18 protein-coding genes and 1 tRNA gene are annotated in these 21,294 nt (G+C 36.6%); 17 read left to right on the top strand and 2 right to left on the bottom strand.

The genetic code is table 11. From position 1 onward, the window contains the following. Nucleotides 1–41 precede the first annotated feature (41 nt). Both K8P03_RS00930 and K8P03_RS00925 read left to right on the top strand, forming a co-directional pair. The gene (locus tag K8P03_RS00930) at nucleotides 42–695 is read left to right on the top strand and encodes a sugar transferase (protein ID WP_223417663.1); all 654 of its coding nucleotides are present in this window, start codon (nucleotides 42–44) and stop codon (nucleotides 693–695) included. A gap of 75 nt (nucleotides 696–770) precedes the next feature. Further along, the gene (locus tag K8P03_RS00925; RefSeq protein ID WP_317847221.1) at nucleotides 771–2,243 is read left to right on the top strand and encodes a DUF1846 domain-containing protein; all 1,473 of its coding nucleotides are present in this window, start codon (nucleotides 771–773) and stop codon (nucleotides 2,241–2,243) included. 48 nt (nucleotides 2,244–2,291) lie between these two features. Here the strand turns inward: K8P03_RS00925 and K8P03_RS00920 are convergent, their stop codons facing one another. Further along, nucleotides 2,292–4,418, bottom strand: coding sequence for a metallophosphoesterase family protein (locus K8P03_RS00920; RefSeq protein ID WP_223417662.1), 2,127 nt, complete (start codon nucleotides 4,416–4,418; stop codon nucleotides 2,292–2,294). A 170-nt stretch (nucleotides 4,419–4,588) separates the two neighbouring features. Here K8P03_RS00920 and K8P03_RS00915 point away from each other — a divergent pair, with 170 nt between their 5' ends. From K8P03_RS00915 to K8P03_RS00850, 14 genes are all read left to right on the top strand, one after another. Beyond that, nucleotides 4,589–5,797 carry an ammonia-forming cytochrome c nitrite reductase subunit c552 gene (locus K8P03_RS00915; protein ID WP_223417661.1) on the top strand — a complete coding sequence of 403 codons (1,209 nt, stop codon included), beginning with the start codon at nucleotides 4,589–4,591 and terminating at the stop codon, nucleotides 5,795–5,797. A 48-nt stretch (nucleotides 5,798–5,845) separates the two neighbouring features. Then, nucleotides 5,846–7,114, top strand: a complete 1,269-nt coding sequence (locus K8P03_RS00910) for a cytochrome c biogenesis protein ResB (RefSeq protein WP_223417660.1) — start codon at nucleotides 5,846–5,848, stop codon at nucleotides 7,112–7,114. Beyond that, nucleotides 7,114–7,935: a c-type cytochrome biogenesis protein CcsB gene (gene ccsB / locus K8P03_RS00905; protein WP_223417658.1), complete on the top strand. Its 822-nt coding sequence runs from the start codon at nucleotides 7,114–7,116 to the stop codon at nucleotides 7,933–7,935. The genes K8P03_RS00910 and ccsB overlap by 1 nt, the downstream gene beginning before the upstream one ends. Before the next feature lie 4 nt (nucleotides 7,936–7,939). Then, nucleotides 7,940–8,491 carry a hypothetical protein gene (locus K8P03_RS00900; RefSeq protein WP_223417656.1) on the top strand — a complete coding sequence of 184 codons (552 nt, stop codon included), beginning with the start codon at nucleotides 7,940–7,942 and terminating at the stop codon, nucleotides 8,489–8,491. A gap of 91 nt (nucleotides 8,492–8,582) precedes the next feature. Beyond that, complete coding sequence (locus K8P03_RS00895) at nucleotides 8,583–9,482, top strand: YybS family protein (RefSeq protein ID WP_223417654.1); 900 nt, start codon at nucleotides 8,583–8,585, stop codon at nucleotides 9,480–9,482. Then, entirely contained in the window at nucleotides 9,472–11,481 is a 2,010-nt protein-coding gene (locus tag K8P03_RS00890; RefSeq protein ID WP_223417652.1) for a DHH family phosphoesterase, read from the top strand. Before K8P03_RS00895 ends, K8P03_RS00890 begins: the two co-directional genes overlap by 11 nt. Next, nucleotides 11,459–11,908 (top strand): 50S ribosomal protein L9, encoded by a 450-nt coding sequence (gene rplI / locus K8P03_RS00885; RefSeq protein ID WP_223417650.1) that lies wholly within the window; start codon nucleotides 11,459–11,461, stop codon nucleotides 11,906–11,908. The genes K8P03_RS00890 and rplI overlap by 23 nt, the downstream gene beginning before the upstream one ends. Next, a complete protein-coding gene (gene dnaB, locus K8P03_RS00880) occupies nucleotides 11,908–13,239 on the top strand; it encodes a replicative DNA helicase (RefSeq protein ID WP_223417648.1) in 1,332 nt (443 codons plus the stop codon). The genes rplI and dnaB overlap by 1 nt, the downstream gene beginning before the upstream one ends. Next, nucleotides 13,232–13,786 carry a GNAT family N-acetyltransferase gene (locus tag K8P03_RS00875; RefSeq protein ID WP_223417646.1) on the top strand — a complete coding sequence of 185 codons (555 nt, stop codon included), beginning with the start codon at nucleotides 13,232–13,234 and terminating at the stop codon, nucleotides 13,784–13,786. The genes dnaB and K8P03_RS00875 overlap by 8 nt, the downstream gene beginning before the upstream one ends. Next, nucleotides 13,767–14,507, top strand: coding sequence for a DnaD domain-containing protein (locus K8P03_RS00870; RefSeq protein ID WP_223417644.1), 741 nt, complete (start codon nucleotides 13,767–13,769; stop codon nucleotides 14,505–14,507). The genes K8P03_RS00875 and K8P03_RS00870 overlap by 20 nt, the downstream gene beginning before the upstream one ends. A gap of 1 nt (nucleotide 14,508) precedes the next feature. Then, complete coding sequence (locus K8P03_RS00865; RefSeq protein ID WP_223417643.1) at nucleotides 14,509–15,489, top strand: ATP-binding protein; 981 nt, start codon at nucleotides 14,509–14,511, stop codon at nucleotides 15,487–15,489. Beyond that, on the top strand, nucleotides 15,476–16,147 hold the full coding sequence (locus K8P03_RS00860; protein ID WP_223417642.1) for an NAD(P)H-hydrate epimerase: 672 nt from the start codon (nucleotides 15,476–15,478) through the stop codon (nucleotides 16,145–16,147). The genes K8P03_RS00865 and K8P03_RS00860 overlap by 14 nt, the downstream gene beginning before the upstream one ends. Nucleotides 16,148–16,208: 61 nt before the next feature. Beyond that, the gene (locus K8P03_RS00855; protein ID WP_223417641.1) at nucleotides 16,209–17,096 is read left to right on the top strand and encodes a DUF4349 domain-containing protein; all 888 of its coding nucleotides are present in this window, start codon (nucleotides 16,209–16,211) and stop codon (nucleotides 17,094–17,096) included. A gap of 200 nt (nucleotides 17,097–17,296) precedes the next feature. Next, nucleotides 17,297–17,372: transfer RNA gene (locus tag K8P03_RS00850), tRNA-Val, on the top strand. Between the two features lie 167 nt (nucleotides 17,373–17,539). On the opposite strand, the gene K8P03_RS00845 is transcribed toward K8P03_RS00850, so the two are convergent. Beyond that, the gene (locus K8P03_RS00845) at nucleotides 17,540–19,420 is read right to left on the bottom strand and encodes an acyltransferase family protein (protein ID WP_223417640.1); all 1,881 of its coding nucleotides are present in this window, start codon (nucleotides 19,418–19,420) and stop codon (nucleotides 17,540–17,542) included. Between the two features lie 355 nt (nucleotides 19,421–19,775). On the opposite strand from K8P03_RS00845, the gene serS reads away from it, so the two are divergent. Beyond that, complete coding sequence (gene serS / locus K8P03_RS00840) at nucleotides 19,776–21,065, top strand: serine--tRNA ligase (RefSeq protein ID WP_223417637.1); 1,290 nt, start codon at nucleotides 19,776–19,778, stop codon at nucleotides 21,063–21,065. Nucleotides 21,066–21,294: the final 229 nt, after the last annotated feature.

Raw genomic sequence — 21,294 nt, 5'->3', positions numbered from 1 at the left:
GAAGTTTAATAGTCTAATGATTATTAAAACAGAGGATTAATGTGAATAAGGTAAACGAAGATTTAATTTATGAAAAATTAAATAAGAAAAAAGTGTCTTTGTTTTTCAAGAGATTTTTTGATATTCTTGTATCGCTCATAGTCTTGATAATAATTGCTATTCCAATGATAATTGTGGCAATTTTTATTAAGCTTGATTCAAAAGGACCTGTTTTTTACAAGCAAGAAAGGCTTGCCAAGGGCAAAAGACCTTTTTATATCATTAAATTTAGGACAATGAGAGTGGGCGCCGACAAAAACCTTGATAACCTAACAGTCAAAAACGACCCAAGGATTACAAAAACTGGGGAATTTTTGAGAAAATGGAAGATTGACGAACTCCCTCAATTTATAAATGTCCTAAAGGGCGATATGTCACTTGTGGGACCAAGGCCAGAAACACCAAAGATGGTAAATTTATATCCAAATTACTACGACGTAATTTTTGCTGTAAGGCCTGGGATTACTGACTATGCATCCATAGAATTTAGGAATGAATCTGAATATTATAATTCAATTGAGGATAGTGAGAAGATTTACCTAGAAAAAATCCTCCCAATAAAAATAGATCTTAAGTTAAAATATATAGAAAATCTGTCAATAAAGACTGATATTTCAATACTTTTTAAGACAGCTAAAACAATTATCACAAAATAAGGCGTATATTTTTTACGTCTTATTTTTTTTTTGAGAAATTCTTGGTATAATTAATAGGTATAATAGGAGGAAATTGTGAAACTAGCTTTTGATAACGATAAATATATTAAGGAACAATCGGCAAAGATTGTTGAAAGAATCAGTCACTTTGATAAGTTGTACCTAGAATTTGGTGGTAAACTCTTTGACGATGCCCACGCATCAAGGGTCTTGCCAGGATTTTTACCAGATTCTAAGTTGAGGATGCTCTTAAATATTAAAGAAAAAACCGAAATAATTATTACAATAAATGCTAAGGATATTGAAAAAACAAAGATTAGGGGAGATAACGGTATTTCCTATGATACTGAAGCCATCAGGTTAAAATCTGCCCTTGAAGACTTTGGATTTTTGGTATCTGCTATAGTAATTACTCAGTTTGACTATCAGGAAAAAGTCCTTAAGTATTGCCAATACTTAGATAACCTAGGCATTAAAAATTACAAGACTTACGACATTGATGGTTATCCAAATAAGCTTGAAAAAATTATTTCAGACCAAGGTTTTGGCAAAAATGACCATGTTAAAACTACTAGACCCCTAGTAGTAGTTACAGGTCCTGGTCCAGGTTCAGGTAAAATGGCAACTTGCTTATCTCAAATGTATCTCGACCATGAAAATGGAGTTAATGCTGGTTATGCCAAATTTGAAACTTTTCCAATTTGGAATTTACCACTAAAACATCCTGTTAATATGGCCTACGAAGCAGCCACAGCTGACCTTGATGATGTAAATATGATTGACCCATACCATCTTGAAGCCTACGGCAAGTCCGCAGTTTCCTACAACAGGGATGTGGAGGCCTTTCCTATCCTTAAAAAGATGTTTGAAAAAATTATGGGCAAATCTCCTTATATGTCACCTACAGATATGGGTGTAAATATGTCAGGTTTCTGCATCGTAGATGATAAGGCCGCCAAAGATGCTTCCAAGGCAGAAATCATAAGAAGATATTACAATACCCTAGTTGACTACAGGATGGCCAAGGAATCTTTCCACACCTTAGAAAAAATTCAAATGCTCATGAGTCAGCTTGAAATATCCGCAGATGACAGGCTTGTTGCCCTAGGAGCAAGGGAGAGAGCAAAAAATGCTGGCACAGAATCCTTCGCCATAGAAACCCAAGACGGAGAAATTATTACAGGCAAAAAGAGCAATCTTTTAAGTGCACCTGCAGCTTGTATATTAAATGTCCTCAAAAAACTTGGCAAGCTGGATGAAGAAATTTTACTAATTTCTCCTCACATAATTGAGCCGGTATCAGACCTTAAAACCAAGGATTTAGGCGGCAATGAGACAAGTTTGTCAGTAAATGAAATGCTCATAGCTCTATCAATATCAGCGACAACCAACCCGCTAACCCATATGGCTATTAAACAATTGGGCAAATTAAAGGGCCTTGATGCTCATTCAACAGTTATTTTAAATGATTCACAAAAATCCATGCTTAGAAAACTCGGATTAAACTTCACCCAAGATCCAGAATTTTCAGAAGAAGATTATAGGTAAGAAAAAACAAGAGCTATTGCAAATTTTGCGATGGCTCTTGTTTTTGTTTTAATTGTCACTATCGTGAAATTCTATATAGTTGAAGTAAAAATCTATATCATTATCAGTATCGTTTTGGTAAATTTTTGCCATATCTTCGTTCATTTCCCCAATCATGTCTACGATAAATTTCCTCAAAGATTTTTGGCCAAACATCTTATCTGACATATTCATCTTAAACTTTCTAATTGATCTTGAATGGGCGATTTTTTTAGCAAGGTCAACACCACTTATATGAGACTTTCTTGTAATAAATCTAGAAAAGAAATTTAAAAGATCTCTTAGGGTGTCGACTCGAAGTCTGATATACTTGTAGGTGAGGTTTGAAGTAAACCCGCTAGTCTTAATTAAATCGTCAAAAAATCTTTTCTTAGACCCGTATTTAATGAATTTAATATTGCTAGTTACATAATCAAAGGCTTCATTTATCTCATCTGTTGCGTAGTCCAAGGTTGAATTTATTATGTCATAAGATTTGTCATTGAGCTTATCAATCATATCTGTAACATATTTTGGTCTTTCTATGTCATTTGATCTGTACTGATAAATAAAGTTTGCAAAGTCATAGAAAGTATGGCCCTCATCATCAATAGGCATCTTAAATATCTTATTTAAAATTTTTTCTATAAAATAAATGATTAGGGGTGGATAGATAATGTCCCTTTCAACCTGTTTAAAAATCACATCCAAGGCTTCTTCTATATCTTTAGATTTGATTATTATCCTATTGCCAATAGCCTTAACCAGGATATGATAGGACCCATTTTCCTCTATTAGGTTAATATTTCCAATCATAGGCTTAATCATTGGAAATTTGTCTTTTATCATTGGAAAGACGACCTGGTCCATGTAAGTATTGTAAGGTAGATTAAACTTGGTGTTGGCGTTGATTTGATTAATAAGTTCTGTTTTCACATCCAAATTTTCAAGCTTAGGATTATTAGCCTGAATCCTTATATAGTTTGAAATTACTTCCTTAAGAGAAAGTTGATTTTCCAAGGTATGCAAGGAAGCATCTTCAATGTGGATGGTATTTTTATTTTCATCTGTGTAGGTAAATTCACTTATCAGTTGGGTTTTTATTTCAACTTCAAAACCGCTAATGGTTCCCGACTTGTTTTCTATTTTTAAATGTCTGATTGGAAGGGGATAGGTAATGGTTGAACCTGTCTGGATGTCGAAGATTTCGTTTCCCTCTTCAGAGACGTATTTGGCTGTTCCATTTTCGTGGAGGTGGCCAGTGAAGATAAACTTAACCCCATTGTCAGCAAGGACTTCTATAGGTGTTTTATTATTTAGTCTTTGATCGGGATCTTTAATCCTAGTCTTGTATTCTTTGATTATAAAAGGCGAAAATACTAGCTCTTGGTTTCTAAAATTTGGGATAAAAGCGTGGTGACCCACAGCTATTACCATATCATTTCTGGCCTTGGCCTCGTCAATCTTATCTGCTATCCACCTTAATTGTTCTGTAGAAACTGAGCCGATTACGTTATTAACTCCATCCCTGTGGCCTTGTTCCATATCTGCGGCATAGATTGAAGAATCAATCATAATTATTGTAAGACCATTAGTGTATTTATAATCTTTTTTTATCCTTGCTACATAAGTCAAATAGCCATTGGCATAGTAGGAATATTTTTCATCCCTCTTATATTTTTCGTTGACCCTTTCAAGATAGGTCTTAAAAATATCAGAATCCTTGTAAAATTCAAGGATAGATGGGTTTTTGTAGATAAAATCGTAAGTTTCGTAAAATTCCTTAGGGCTAGTGGCAGGAGTTTTGGTGTCATTTTTATAATCATAGGCACGCTTAGAATTTATGTCGTGATTGCCTGGAATTATAAAAATTTTTCTATCAGAATCTTTTTCTTGCCAATTTTTTAGAAGAGAAGCCGATTTTTTGTGGCTAACAAGTTCGCCTTCCTTGCTAATATCGCCTGAAATAATCAGATACTTTGATCCAGCCTCATCCACAAGATCAAGAGCCTTCCTAAAAAGAGACTCACTTTCAACAACTAATTTTCTTTCGACTTTTAATTCTTTTCTCAGACTTTCAGTATCAGCAATCAAGGACTCATCCAAAACATGAGGGTCTGAAATGATTGACATATCTGAATTTTTTAAAATATCCATATCTTCCTCGCCTTTTCTTACACTAATTATACCAGATATAGGACCTAATGATAAGTAGGAGAGGCTTGTAAGGAAAAGCTTTGCTTGATAATTTGTAGATAATAGTTTATAACAGTAAGTATGAAGAATATGGGATTTTTGCCCATGAACATAAATTTTAGGAGGAGAAGATGAATAAGAAGATTATAAGTGTCTTATCAGCCTTTGTTTTGGCCATATCTCTAAGCTCCTGCAGCAATGATTCTGAAATCAAATCTGCAGAAGAATATAAAGATACATACCCAGATATTTATGCGACATATAAAGCAAATGAAGATATGAGCGAAACAAAATTTGGTGGGTCAGTCCAAGTTGACTACCTCGAAGCTCATCCAAACTTAAGGACTTATTACGAGGGTTACGGCTTTGCCAAACAATATGACAGGGCTAGGGGCCACGTTTATGCTCTTGAAGATGTTATTAATACAGAAAGACCAAAGCCAGGCGCATCTTGTCTTGCTTGTAAGACAGCTGACTTTGTAGCTGCCCTTGAAAAGGATGGGGTGGATGTAAATTCCATGGACTTTGACCAATTTGTTGCTGACCATCCAGGTATGGACACAATTTCATGTTACGATTGCCATATGAACGATATCGGCACTGTTCAAGTAACAAGAGACCACTTTAGAAAACAAATCGATGCGGGCAATGTAAATGCTAACAACGCCAAGGTAGATAGCCTATCTTGTGCCCAATGCCACGTTGAATATTACCTAGATCCAGAGACCAAGGAAGTAATTTTACCATATAAATACGGTTTTGAAACTGACGATATGTTAAAATATTACGATGAAATTGACTTTGCTGATTGGGAACACCCTCAAACAGGTGCTAAGCTCCTTAAGGCCCAACACCCTGAGTTTGAAACCATGATGGGTTCAGTTCACGATTCTGCAGGACTTTCTTGTATAGACTGCCATATGCCAGTAGTTGAAAATGAAAAGGGCGAGAAATTTAAATCTCACCACTGGACAAGCCCACTTAAGTCAAAAGAAGGCATCAAAAATTCTTGCCTATCTTGCCACGCAGGAAAGAGCGAAGATGAAATGATTGCTTGGGTTGAAGAAGTTCAACAAGGTGTCTATGAAAGAACAAACGAAGTAAGTGACGAACTTAAGGCATTTATAGACCTTTTAGCTAAACATGTTAAGGCAGGCGACTTATCAGATGAAGATAAGGCTGAGCTTCAAAAAATTCACAGACATGCACAATTCAAATGGGACTTTGTTTGGGTAGAAAATGGTGAAGGCTTCCACAATTCAAAGAAAGCCCACCAAAACCTAGACGAAGCCGAAGAATTGGTAAAACAAGGCCTAGAAATCTTAAAGAAGTATGAATAAAAAGCTAAGATGGACTCCGCCGGAGTCCTTTTGCTTTTAAGGGAGATTATGAAAAATAATAAAATATTTAAAAGTTTTTACTCAATGAAAACTGGGATTATCCTCCTGGTTATAATTGCGCTTTTATCGATAATAGGAACTGTGATTCCTCAGGGAAACCAAGCCGCCTTTTATCAAGAATCCTACAGCGATTTTTGGGCGAAAATCATCCTTGCCTGCGACTTTGACAAGGTATATTCAGCCTGGTGGTATATCTTAATTACAGTTTTACTTTTGATAAATTTATTTTTATGCAGCATAAACCGCTTTGGGGTAATTTTTGAAAAGTCTTTCAAGGACCCAGCAATAGAGCCAAAGCTAAAAAATTACAAGTCTTGGACCAAGGTTAAGGACGACGACCTAGCCATATTTAAAAAACTTAATATTAGGTCTTATAAAAAAACAGAAGTTGATGGCAAGGAAGTCTACTATGCCTTTGATGGCAAGATTGGTTATCTAGGATCTTGGCTTACCCACCTTTCTCTAATTATAATTATCCTAGCTTTTGCCTATGGCAGATACCAAGGCTTTGAGGAATTTGTCCACGGCGTGCCTGGCACAGTTATGAATCTTGAAAATTCTGATTATAAAATCAAGGTCGACCAATATGACGTGATGTTTAGGGAAGACTACACTGTTGACCAATATATCACAAGCCTATCTATACTTGATAAGGATGATAAAGTTATTGATAAGGGCATAACTATGGTAAACAAGCCTTTTAGGTTCAAAGACTTTAACGTCTATCAAAACTCAACAGGCTGGGCCTTTGATGCACTGTTATTTAAGGATAAAAAATTAGTTGAAGATAAAATTATGTATAAGGGCGACTTTTTTGTGTCGGATGGTAAAAAAATAGCCCTCCAATTTGTAGATTTTTATCCAGATTTTGATGAAAAATCTATGATGAAACCTAGGACCAAATCCCCATTTTTGAACCATCCTGTAACTCTTTATGCTTTATTTTATGATGGCTTTAGGGTTGATATGGGACTTAACCATCCGGGAGAGCCTATAACTTGGGAAAATTACAGTTTTGTAATCAAAGACCCACAGATGTTCACCCTAGTCCAAGTTGCAAGAGATCCTGCAACACCGATTGCTCTTTTTGGAGCGGTACTTTTAATGGTCGGACTATTTTTAGCCTTTTATGTAAATCCTAGAGAAGTGATCCTTCTTAGGGATGAGGGATTTGACTACCTTCATATCAAGCAGGCCAAACACGATAAGCTTCACACCAAAAAATATGAAAAAATAATTGGAGAGATTAAACTATAATGAACTTACTAAAAGTAGAAAATATTTTATTTTATATAAGCCTTTTTGGATATTTAATATCCATGCTGCTATTCATAGCACTATTTGTAAACAAGACCGAAAAATGGGGTCTTAGGGGCAAAAATGTTTTAATCCTAGCCTTTGCTGCCCACACCCTAGCCCTTGGAGTTAGGTGGGTAAATGCAGGTAGGATTCCACTTTCAAACCAATATGAATTTGCCACAGCCTTTGCCTGGGGAGTCGCCCTTTGCTATTTGATTTTCGAAAGAAAATACAATCTTTTAGCCATGGGTACCTTCGTCACCCCAATCCTATTTTTAATAATAGGCTACGCTGCTATGCGTGATAGGACAGTTAGGCCTTTAATGCCAGCCCTTGATTCTAAGTGGCTTGCAGTCCACGTTTCGCTTGCTATTTTATCCTACGGCGCCTTTGCAGTAGCGGCAGGGATTTCAGGCATGTATCTAATGAGGGATAAATTTAATAGCGATTCATTTTTATCAAAATCTATGGCAGAAAAAGACCAATTAGACCTTATTGCCTACAGGATTATAGCCTTTGGTTATATTTTCCTATCCCTTGTAATGATTACAGGTGCTATCTGGGCAGAATCAGCCTGGGGCAGGTACTGGGCTTGGGATCCAAAGGAAACTTGGTCCTTTATAACCTGGATAATCTATTCAATCTACCTCCACCTAAGAAGGTCCAGAGGTTGGGAAGGAAAAAGAGCGGCAATTTTTGCAATCGTTGGCTTTATATGCGTAATATTTACCTATGTTGGCGTAAATACCCTATTGCCATCTCTTCATTCCTATGCATAATAAAATGAAAAAATTCAAGATTAAAGATTTAAGCTTTATGGCCGTATCAATTGCGTTGATGTATGTATTCGGAAAAGTTCTCTATTTAATGAGCAGGTTTTTTCCAATACCAGGCTCGAGGGTCATTTTTACTACGCCACTTTTTACCTTTGTCTTAACAGCAGCAGTTCTTAAGACAAAGAAAATTGGAACTATATCAATAATCATGGGCCTTTTGGCCCTGATTTTATTAAGGCTTACACTTTTTGGAGCCTTAGCTGTGGGCCTTGCTGGAGTTTTAACTGACATAACAACATTAATTCTTATCAGATCCTATAGTGACTACAAGTCAATCTACAAAACCCTAGCCTTTCATAGCTTCTATTCTATATGGACATCTTATTTGATAATTTCATTGTTCATTGAAAATTCAAGTTTTATAATGGGAAATGCAATAGTGGTCTTACTTGTATCGATAATTTTATATTTTATAGCCTACTATGTATCTAAGGCTACAATAAGGCTTTTTGATTCAAGAAAGCTATTGGATAAGAAAACCCACAGTTTTAGGGAATGAAGGACACTTTTGATTTGCGAATATTGTTAAAATTCCTTTTTAAAGTAGAATAATATAGATAAAAATTATTCGATTTTTATATGGAGATTATATGACTTTAACAAAAAATACAAATAGGATTATGGAGCCTATTTTTGTCATAGCTTTGACTTTACTGTGCTTATTTTTTTCAGAAAAGAGCTTGGTATTTATTGGTATGGTTCCAATACTATTTACTATTTTTTACTTTAATGAAGGAATTTTAAGCTTTTTACTAGGAGCTTTTGGCACATATCTTTTAGGCCTGATTTTTGTAGACAAGGATGCTCTATCCATGAGCCTTATTGCCTTGCTACTTATTAGTCTAAGTTTAATAGTTCTTATTGGCCTTAAATTTACTGCTAGAGTCCAGATTATAGGAACCTTTGTTATAACTAGTCTGATTTTTATTTTCTTGTATAAGTATCAGATGCTAGAAAAGGGACTTTCTATCGATAAATTAGCTATAAATTTAAAGGAAAATTTTGAAGATCTTTATGCTTATAGGTTAGATTTTGATATTTATAGGCTAACAACTAGCCTATATCCTGCAATTCTTGCATGGGTATCAATGTTTTATGCAATTTTATCGGTTAAGATTATTAGAAATTATTTGTCAATAAAAGATGAGGGTTTTACAGACGTAAAAAATCTAGATGAGCTAAGGATGAATCCAAAAGATTTGGTGATTTTGTTTATAATTGAAGTCGCTATTTACTTTTTGGGGAAATTTTTTGCCATCAAAGATCTTTACCTTTTGGGCAATTTAATCCTATTAGCCTTGATGTTTTTTGCCATAAATGGAGCGAGTCTTTTTGACTATATACTAAAAAATTCAAAGTTACCTTTAAGCAGGGGTTTTCAGTGGTTTTTTATGCTGATATTAATACAAGTTTTTATAATCCCTTTACTTATAATAGGGATTGCAGACATATTTATAGATTTTAGAGCAAGGAGGAAAAATGAAGAATGACGAAAAATTTATTAGCACTGCTAATATTGTTTTAATTATGGCCTTTCCCTTACTTGCTTCACTTGTAGTTTTCTACTACAATCCAACCTTGGGTGCTGTTGGTATTGCTATATCAATAATATTATTCTTATTTTTGAAAAGCATCAATACGACCAAGGCCAAGGAGCTTCAGAAGTATGTGGATGATGTTTCATATTCTTTTGACTCCATTACCAAAAATGTAGTTTTTGAAATGCCATTTCCTATAGCTATAGTTGAAGATGACAGGAAGATAAAGTGGCACAACTCATTTTTTAGGGAGCTTTTTCCCAATAGGACCCTAATCGGAGAAGAAATTGACCATCTTATTCCAGATTTATCAGAGATTGAATTTGACAATGAAGAGATAAGGACATCAAAAAATGTAAATATTTCCGATAAGGTAATACAGTTTTATTACTCAACTATTTTTGCTGATGACCATTCAAAGGGCCAGACCTTCTTGTATGGGATTGATAATACCTATGATGAATCAATCAAAAAACTATTCAAGGATAAGAGATTGGTATTTTATTCTGTCTTTATAGACAACTATGAAGATATTAGAAATTCATCCGCCTCTGATGTAAGACCACAAGTCTTAGGTGAAATCGACAGGGTGATAAATGAGTATTTCAAAAAATACAATTGCCTAATAAGAAAATACGAAAATGACAGATTTATGATCTTAAGTGAATACCAAGATTATAAAAATATTCACGAAGATAAGTTTTCTATCCTTGATAAGGTAAGGGATATTGATAAGGGAAATGCCCTTCCACCAACCCTATCCATAGGTGTTGGTATAGCTGGGGCAAACCCTTCTGAAATATATTCTGATTCTAGAGATGCGATTAACATTGCACTTTCACGTGGAGGAGACCAAACTGTCATCAAACTTGAAGATAATTACGAATACTTTGGCGGCAAGACCAAGGCCATAGAAAAAACTTCTAAGGTAAGGTCTAGGGTAATTTCCCAAGCCCTAAAGAGAATGATGCAAACAAGCCCAGACATATATGTCATGGGCCACAACAACCCAGATATGGATTCCTTTGGATCTGCCCTAGGTATCTACGAAGGCGCAAAATCAATGGGTAAACAAGCTTACATTATCCTAAATGAAGTGACCAAGCCTATTGAAAATATGTATGCTAGGGTTACTGAAGAATTAGAAGAATTAACTGATAATATCCTAACCGAAGAAGAGGCCCTTGCTAGAATTAGTCCACAGTCTTTGGTAATCGTCACAGATAACCACAGGAAAAATTCAACTGAAGGACCGGCCTTACTTGATAGGACGGATAATATCTTTATAATCGACCACCATAGGAGGGGCAAGGACTACATCAAAAAGGCCACCATCTCCTATATAGAGCCATACGCTTCGTCCGCATCAGAACTTGTGACAGAGATTTTATCCTATTTGGATGAAAACTTTAAGGCAAGAACACCTGTTGCAGAATCGCTCTTGGCGGGTATAACAGTTGATACCAAAAATTTTGTCTACCAAACTGGAGTCAGGACCTTCGAAGCAGCCTCCGTCCTTAAGAGATGGGGAGCCGATTCAGTCTACATCAAGAGGATGTTTAAGGATGACTTTGAGATTGTAAAATATAAATCAGAGGTAATAGCAGATTCATTTATGGTCAATGATTTCATTGCCGTAGCCCATTTTAATAGGGAAATTGATGGATCAACCCTGATTGCAAGCCAGGCTGCAGACGACCTTTTAAATATAAAGGGAGTTCTCGCAAGCTTTGTCCTAACAAGGGCTAATAATAAAATTCATATCTCAGGTAGAAGCTTGGGCGATATATCGGTACAATTAATACTAGAGCGCATTGGAGGTGGCGGACACTTAACAGCCGCAGCCACCCAATTAGATATGAGCATGGAAAATGCCGAAAAAATGTTAAGAAAAGCTATTATTGAATATATAAGAGAGGAAGAAGAAAATGAAAGTAATACTAACAGATAATATTGTAAGAGTTGGAGTTAAGGGAGACCTTGTAGATGTAAAACCAGGATATTTTAGAAACTATCTTGACCCACAAGGACTTGCTGTAAAAGCAACCAAAGAAAACATGGAAGAACTAGAAAAAATGAGAGAAGAACTTAAGAAAGAAGAAGCTGAAAACAGAAAAGCAGCTGAAGCTCTTAAGGAAAAAATCGAAGCTCTTAGCGTAGAACAAAAGGTAAGAGTTGGCGAAGACGGCAAACTATTTGGTTCTGTAACAAACAAAGACATCGCTGAAGCTCTAGCAGGACAAGGTATCGAACTTGACAGAAAGAGAATCGAAGAAGTTGAAAAAATCGACGGAGTCGGTGAATTTGTTATCAACGCTAGACTATATGAAGGAGTTAACGCAGACCTTAAAGTTATCGTAGTTGCTGAGGTAGAATAATGACAGATGGCCTAAGGCCACTACCTTATGACTTCTTATCAGAACAGGCTATCATAGGTTGTATTTTAGCAAAAAATGAGACCTTTGATAGTGCAAATCAAATTATAAAACCTGTAGACTTTTACGACTCGAGAACACAGAGGATTTACAAGTCCATAGTAGGGATGTTTGAAAAAGACATCAAGGTAGACTATGTATCGCTTGTAAGTCAGCTATCGAGTGAAAATATATTACAAGAAGTTGGAGGGGAGGAGTTTATCACTGAGATTACCCTCTCCTCATTTTATACTCCAAATATTGAAACTTATTGTAAGACAGTCAAGGAAAAGTCGCTACTAAGGAGTCTGATAGGGGCAAGTGAGGATATAATCGATTCGTCATACAAGCAAACTGACGACGTCACTGACATCCTTGCGATCGCAGAAAATAGAATATTTGAAATATCCCAAGATAGCCACAACCAAGGCCTTGTAAGGGTCGCTGACACAATGGATGACACCCTAAGGCAGATAAACGAGCTAACCTTAGCAGATGGGAAAATCACTGGAGTTGCAACAGGCCTTGATGTAGTTGACAATAAGCTTTCAGGATTGCAAAACTCTCAGTTAATATTACTCGCAGCAAGACCTGCCATGGGTAAGACCGCCCTAGGCCTAACTATGGCTTGGAATGCAGCAAAAAATGGCAAGTCAGTTGCTTTTTTCTCCCTTGAGATGTCAATTTACCAATTAAACCAAAGACTTTTGTCAATGGTTAGTTTGGTAAGCCTTGAATCTATCATAAATGGATCAATCAGAGATGACGATTGGACACTTTTGATAGATGCAACCAAAAAAATTGTCAAAACCGATCTTTATGTTGACGAAACTCCTGGTATCAGGCTTTCAGAAATGAAGTCTAAATTAAAAAGGCTTAAGGCAGAAAAGGGCCTAGACCTAGTTGTAATTGACTATTTGCAGTTGATGCAGGCAGATGGTAGGCAGGAAAATAGGCAAAATGAAATTGCCTCTATTTCTAGAGGCCTAAAATCCCTATCAAAGGAATTAAATTGTCCGATTCTTTCCCTTGCCCAATTATCAAGAGAGGCTGACAAGAGGGCCGACCACAGGCCAATCCTTTCTGACCTTAGAGAGTCAGGTGCTATCGAGCAGGACGCAGACGTTGTTATGCTCTTATATAGGGAAGATTATTACGATGAAGAAGTCGAACCAAACCAGGCCAAGGTAATCTTTGCCAAGCACAGGAATGGTGCAACTGGTACTGTAGACCTATTTTTCAATAAACAATGTACAACCTTTACAGACCTATCCCTAAGGGATGAAAATGTCTAGGATATATTTAGATAAAATAGACGTCAAAGCCGCCTTTGAACTTCAAGACTGGGCTATTTTTGACGACCCAAAGCTTATTGGATATAACTATGGCAACCTCACAGATTTTGAAATCAAACTCTGGCAGGGGTCTATTTCGATGCCAAATAAAAAATATTTTGCAGTAAGAAGGGTGACCGATGATCGTTTTATAGGTTTTATAGGACTTAAAAATATCAATCCCCTCCTAAGAAGGGCCAAGCTGGGTATAGTTTTTGACCCTAATTTTGTATCGGAAGGCTACGGCTACGAAGCTGTGATGGCCATAATGAGGGTGTTTTTTGTGGAAATGTCCTATAGGACTTTGACTCTTGATGTGAATACCTTTAATGAAAGGGCCCTAAATCTATACAAAAAATGCGGTTTTAAAATTACTTCCTATACAAGGGAAGTTTTTGAAAACCAAGATGTAGAAGTCGATGGAGAAAATTTTGAACTTTCCCATGGCCTAGTTTATTCGAAAATTATTAATATGAAATTAAGTAAGGATGATTATAATGAACTTTGAAATGCAGGAATTAAAATTAGATATGGGTACAACTCCATTTGAAAATATGTTTTTAAATACCTATCTTCAGATGGCTGATGGTGATGCTATCAAGGTTTATCTACTAATCTATAAGGAAATTTACAATAACAAATTCGTAGATGAGGGAAAGATTAAACGCCAGCTAAATTTTGATGACCAAAGATTTGAAGAAGCTGTTAAATTTTGGATAAATATGGGGATTTTTAGGGAAAAAAAGGATTCTGACGGCCAGACCTATATAGAAATTGTATCCCTAAGACAAATGTATTTTGGCGAAAGCGACGAGACTCCATCCAACGAAATTAATTTCGATAAGGCCCAAAGAAAGTCAATGATGTTTGAAAATGTCGAAAGAATTATTGCGAGAAAATTAACTCCGGCAGACATTACAAGAATCCACGAAACCCTCGGTGAATATGACCAGGAACCAGAGCTTGTCACAGAAGCCTTTAGACAGGCTAAGGAATCTGGAAATGTGGATGTAAAATACGTCATGGGCTACCTTAAATCTTGGCGAGATATGGGCATAAATAGCCTAAATGAGCTAAGGATGAAGGAAGAAAGGGACAAGCTTAAAAAAGCGACTGGAGTAAGGACCTACAGGAGAAAATCTGATTCAGCAAAGCCAAATGACGGCATGTCCATAGCAGAACAAGCCAGACGTAAGAGACTTGAGAGATTAAACAAGACGGAGAAATAGTATGAAAGCCAACGAAAAAGCATCCCTAATCCTAGCTGAAAGACGCAGGATAAATAAGGTCTTGCAAGAAGAACGCATAGAAGAAATTTATAAAAAAATCCCTCAAATCAAGGCAATTGACCAGCTCATAAAGGAAACTGGTTTTAAAAGTTTAGAGCTTGCCGCACAGGATATGGACACAAGGCCAGCTGAGGAGAAAATAAAAACCCTAAAAAAAGAAAAGGATAAACTTCTTTTGGCCAATGGCTATGAGACAAATTACATGGACCTAAAATACCACCACGACCTTTGCAAGGACACTGGTTTTGTTGGCACAGAGCCTTGTTCATGTAGGCTAAATTTAATTATTCAAGATAATTACGAAAAGTCAGGACTAAGGGCCGTCATAAACAGAGAAAATTTCTCAACTTTTAATTACAATTTATTTTCCAAAAATCTTTACATGGGTTTATCTGTAAGTCCTTACGAAAATATTGTGAAAATTGTTAGAGAAATAAAGGAATATATAAATAATTTTGATAGACAAAGCGGCAATATATACATTCAAGGAGAAGTCGGCAGGGGAAAGACCTTCCTTATAAATTCAATTGCTAAGGAACTTTTAGACAGGAATTATTCGGTTGTTTATATGACTTCAACCAAGCTTTTTAAGTTCCTAAATGACTACCATTGGGCCTTTGAGGATAGACGTGCTAACCTTGAAAGCCAGTATGAGATGATTTTTGATTGTGATTTGCTAATTATAGATGATCTTGGGGCCGAAACCCACAGGTCAACCGATCAATCAAACCTTTTTGATGTTGTAAATGAGAGGATGAACAAGGGTTTACCTATTATTCTATCTTCCAACCTAGATGAAGATTTGATAGGAGAAATTTATGGACCGAGGGTATTTTCCAGGATTTTGGGTAATAATTCTAAGACCTATGAAATATTTGGTGAAGATTTAAGATTAAAGGGGACAGATTATGATTTTAGTTGACAGAGTTCAAATGCAAGCTATCGACCGCTACGCCATAGAAGTCTTGAAAGTGCCAGCTTTAAGCCTTGTTGAAAGGGCAAGCATGGCTGTGCTTAAACATATAAATCTCAACAAATTTGGCTACTTTGGTGTGGTTGTAGGTGTTGGCAACAATGGTGCAGACGGCCTAGCACTCGCAAGAAATCTACTTGCCAGATACAAGGATGTGGAAATTTTTATTATAGGCGATGTCGAAAAGGCTAGCCCTGAATTTAAGCTAAACCTTGAATCCTGCGAGATGCTTTGCGAAGAAATTTATTATGTAGAATCAATCGAAGACTTGGAAAACATGGAAAAAAGACTTTGCAATGTCAACCTGATTGTTGATGCCATTTTCGGCACAGGACTAAATAGGCCAGTTACAGGCATCTACGCCACAGTAATTTCTATCATAAATAATGTTATGAAATATAAAATTTCAATAGATATTCCTTCAGGCCTTGATGCATCAACAGGCCAGGATTTGGGAGAAGTTGTGGATGCTGACCTCATTGTCACCATGCAGCTTATGAAAACAGGTCTCTATGAAAGAGAAGCCTACAAGAGAAAATGCGTGATAGAAGATATTGGTATCCCACAAAAGGCAATAGATTCAGTTTTATATGGCTTATTTAATTAGGATTTTCCCTCCTTGCAATCGTTTACCATAGCAATATAATAAGAGAAAAGAGGAGGGCCTTATGAAAAAGAAATTTTTATTAATTCTACTAAGCATCTTTGCCCTAGCTTCTTGTGGGGCTGGAAATCATGTCAAAGAAGAAGCTAAGGAAGCCCGTGACTATGCGAGCGATGGTCAAAATCAAGCCTCATCTGAAGCTGAATTGACCAAAGACGAGTCTGTATCCGAAGGAGAAAGCCCAAACGAAATAGAAGATCCAGATTCTTATATAGAGAGATTTGTCTATTTAGACCTTGAAACAACAAACTATGATAAGGACTTTGAGGCTATCAAGAAATCTGCTAAAGACCTTGAGGGTCTAATAGAAAATGAATCCACATATTATAATTCTTATGATGGAAGTAGGGACCTAAAGACTACAGAATTTACCATAAAAATCCCAAGAGATAAGGTAGATAAATTCGACCAAGTCCTTGCTGACATCGGCAAGACCATGAGTATAAATAAAAACTCAAATAACTTAAGGACTGCCTTCAGAGATGTGGATAAGGACCTAGAAATCAAGGAAAAACAGCTTGATAAATTCAACGAACTCCTTGATCAAACCACAAATATTGAAGACACCCTAGTCATCAATGCCAAAATTATTGAGACCCAGGGTGATATTGATGCCATAAAAAAAGCCAAGGCCGACCTAAAGGACAGGGTGACCTATGACACCTACAATATTTCCCTAAACCAAGTATATTCCTACGACCGAAGGGCAAATAATCCAGACCTAGGAGAAAGAATTAAGGAAGCTATGGGGGAATCTTTGGGCATAGTAAAGGAATTTTTCTCCCAAGTCATAGTAGGATTTTTCCTCTACTGGCCATTTATCTTAATAATTTTAATAATTCTTTTTACCCTCTATAGGGTAAGGAAAAAATTCAAGAAAAACAGGGACTGATTGATCAGTCCTTATTTTTGTGGAATTTTTTGTAAAATGATTTATGATTTTGAGATAAACTTCGATGCCCATACCATATTGGTTTTATAAACATGGCAATAGGTCTCTCGACTGCGCTCGAGACGAGGGGGGAAGCCTTCACAAATTAAATCCCTTCCATTTGACAAGATAATATTTTCCTGATATGATTAGATAAACTTGGGGAGTTAGCTCAGCTGGAAGAGCGCCACGTTGACATCGTGGAGGTCGCTGGTTCAAGCCCAGTACTTCCCACCATAGCCTTTAAGATTTCTGATTTTAAAGGTTTTTTATTGTGTAACTACAAATTAACCACATCCTATTTATTTGATTCTATGAAAGATATAAAATTATCAAAAACAAAAGCCCTTTGATTTTTAAAAGCATTTTACTTTTAAAACCAAGGGGCTTTTTAAATTTTATTTTTAATCGTTAACCTTATTTACATTCAAGATTTTTCTTACAACTAGGTCAGCATAGGCTTGGCTGCCTTCCACATTTGGGTGGGTCCTGTCGACTGCCAAGAGTTCTGGCCTATCTTTGACGTAGGCACGCCAGTTAATTAGGTGGGCTTTTGGATTTTTGTCCACAAATTCCTTCATATCGGCATTGACCTTATCCATATAGGATTGGAGGTGGGAAGTATTTACAAAATACACATCCCTGCCTTCAGCAAGGTCCATAATTGTCTGCATGTCGTTGTGGTTGGCAGACCCATTTGATCCAAGGGAGATTAGGATAATATCTCCAAGGCCGACGTTGTTTTTGATATTTGCTAGGACATTTGGCCCATCAACCATATCCCTACCGACTACTCCGTCTAGGTAGAGGTTTGGAATGTATTTTCTTAGGTATTTATCAATATTGATAAGGACTGAATCGCCCACAGCTGTGATGTGGATGTCCTTTACATAGTTAAGCTCATTTTCTGTGAAATTGAAGTCGTCATAAGGTTTTTCCTTGAAATTTTTATCTTCTTTGGCCTTTTCAAGGTTTTTTTGATAAGAATCTTCCTTTTCTGCTGAGCTTACTTCTTTATCTTTTTCTTCTTCTTTTTCTTTTTTATCTACCGAAGCATTCTTTTTCTGGACAGATTCGTTATTTTTCTTGATTTCTTCTTCGCTTTGTTCAAATCTCGCCTTAAGCTCGGCCATATCTTTTTCTTTTTGGTTTCCGATTGCAAGGGAAACAATGTTTAGGATTATAAGGCCTGCAAGAGGAATTAGGATTAGGTATTTATTAATCCTCTTCCTATCAAAAATGATGTGGCAAATCTCTCCTAAAAATATTATCCAAGCAAATTGTAGACCATAGTATAAAAATTTGTTTTCTAATAAATTTATCAAGAAATATGAGAAAAACACTTGGACTACATATTGGAGGATGTAGAGGTAGAAACTCCTCCTGCCAAGGTATTCCAAAATCCCTCCCAAAATATTTTGAGAAAATTTTGCCCCATATTCGATTTCATACCTGTAAAGGATGAGGACCATAAGGGCAAATGCCAATGTATAAACTAGAAAAAATGACTTATAAATCCAAATATCCTCACCATTTATAAAAAACATTGGTACAAAAAGGCAGAGGCTCAAAAGCCCAATCGAAATTCTGAGGCTTTTTTGGCTTACTTCTAGTCTATCCTTGTATTTTAAATATAGGAGGTAGAAGGCCATGCCTAGGAAAAAGGCGTAAATCCTTGTATCTGTACCATAATAAATCCTAATTATTGGACTATTGTTGATGGCAAAATATAAGGAAAGTCCAAAACTTATTAGACTTAAAATTATAAGTCCCCATATTCTGGCGGAAATATTTCTGATTTTCCCTCCAAGGTATTTCACAAGGTAAAAAATTACTATAAATTGGATGTAGAGGGATATGTACCAGAGGTGGACAAAGAGGTTAAAATTGCCATTCCTATCAAAATATGAAGCGCCGGCAATAATTTGCCTGATATTTTCAAAACCAAAAATCACCGCTAGGCTCGACCTCGCTGAGTCGTCAAAGATTTCCCTGGCAAATATCAAAGCCACAACAAGGCTTATAAAGGCTATAAAAATAATAGGTGGCAGGATCTTCTTGGCCTTTCTTTTCAGGCTTTCTGATATATCTTGAAGTGTTAGGTCCCTATTAAAGTTCGCTTTTTCCATCAAAAATCCGGACATAACTAAAAATCCTATTACGGCTAAAAAACCACCCGGCAAAGCGTGGCCAAAAAGGTGGTAGGTAGACACAGTCAAAAGGCAAAAACCCCTTAGGATGTTTAGGTAGCGGAAATTCACTTTTCTTTTAGTTAATCTTTTCACATTCTTCTCCATAACATAACCATTATACTCTTATTAAGTTGATTTAAAATAATTTTATCCCAAGAATATGGGTTAAAAATGTTCCCATTATTAAATTCAGATAAAGATATTTGCATTTTTTTTCGAAATGCTGTATATTAGTACTAATGAAATATTGCGATGAAAAGAAGTAGTAGCTATGAAAGGCACCTAGAGAGGGAATGGTTGGTGGAAATTCTCTGTCGGCAGTAGTGAATCCGTCTTTGAGCAAATACGAAATTAAGGCAAGCCCTGCTTGCGTAATTTGGGTGGCACCACGAGACCTTCGTCCCAATTTGGGGGAGGCTTTTTTTATGCATATTTTTAAGGAGAAAACATGATTGATATTAAATTACTAAGAGAAAACCCAGACTTTGTTAAGGAAAATATTAAGAAAAAATTCCAAGATGAAAAACTTGTCCTAGTAGACGAAGTATTAGAACTTGACGAAAAACTCCGTCAATATAAGACCGACGGCGACAAGCTAAGAAGCGAAAGAAACAAGACTTCTAAGGAAATCGGCGCTCTTATGGGTCAAGGCAAAAAAGACGAAGCCGAAGCCGCTAAGGCTCATGTAGTTGAAATCAACGACGAACTTGTCCACATCGAAGAAGAAACAGCTAGACTAAACGAAGAAGTCAAAAAAAGGATGCAAGTCATCCCACAAATCATAGACGAAACAGTACCTCTAGGCAAGGACGACACTGAAAACGTCGAAATTGAGAGATTTGGAGAGCCTCTTGTTCCTGACTTTGAAGTGCCTTACCACATAGACATCATGGAAAGTTTTGACGGAATCGACCTTGATTCATCAAGAAATACCTCAGGTGCAGGTTTCTATTACCTAAAAGGCGATATAGCAAGACTCCACTCAGCAATCCTTTCTTATGCGAGAGACTTTATGATTGATAAGGGCTACACCTATTTTGTCCCACCATTTATGATTAGATCTGATGTAGTAACTGGCGTTATGTCTTTTGCTGAAATGCAAGATATGATGTATAAAATCGAAGGCGAAGACCTCTACCTAATCGGTACATCTGAGCACTCAATGATTGGTAAATTCATCAACACTATCAACGAAGAAGACAAGATGCCACTAAAGATGACCTCATATTCTCCATGCTTTAGAAAAGAAGTAGGAGCACACGGCATCGAGGAACGTGGAGTTTACCGTATCCACCAATTTGAAAAACAAGAAATGGTAATCATCTGCAAGCCAGAAGATTCTAAGAAATTCTATGACGAATTATGGCAAAATACAGTAGAATTCTTTAGGTCCCTTGAAATCCCAGTAAGAACACTCGAATGCTGTTCAGGAGACCTAGCAGACCTTAAGGTAAAATCTTGCGACGTAGAAGCATGGAGCCCACGCCAAGGCAAATACTTTGAAGTAGGATCATGCTCAAACCTTGGCGACGCCCAAGCAAGAAGACTTGGCATCAGACTAAGGGGAGAAGACGGCAACTACTTTGCCCATACCCTAAACAACACAGTAGTAGCTCCACCAAGAATGCTAATAGCCTTCCTAGAAAACCTACTCCAAGCCGACGGATCAGTTAAAATCCCAGCCCCACTACAAATGTACATGGGCGGCAAAGAAAAAATCGTACCAACAGTTAAATAAACTTTTGCAAAAGAAAGCACCCCTAGCCCGGGTGCTTTTGAATATTAAAAAATGTTAAATTACTTTATTAAAAGTATGAAAAACCCCACAGCGCCCTCTCGACGACGCCAAAGGCGGAGGAGAGATCTCACAAAGTCGGGACACCTATATACCTTGAAACAAAGCCCAATCCACCCCCTCGTTTCTGAAGCCCTATCCCCGTTTTTGAAAAAAACGGATGGGAGGACAA

The organism is Anaerococcus murdochii, from assembly GCF_019957155.1.
GTDB classification, from domain to species: domain Bacteria; phylum Bacillota; class Clostridia; order Tissierellales; family Peptoniphilaceae; genus Anaerococcus; species Anaerococcus murdochii.
This window is presented reverse-complemented; position numbering and strand designations above follow the sequence as displayed.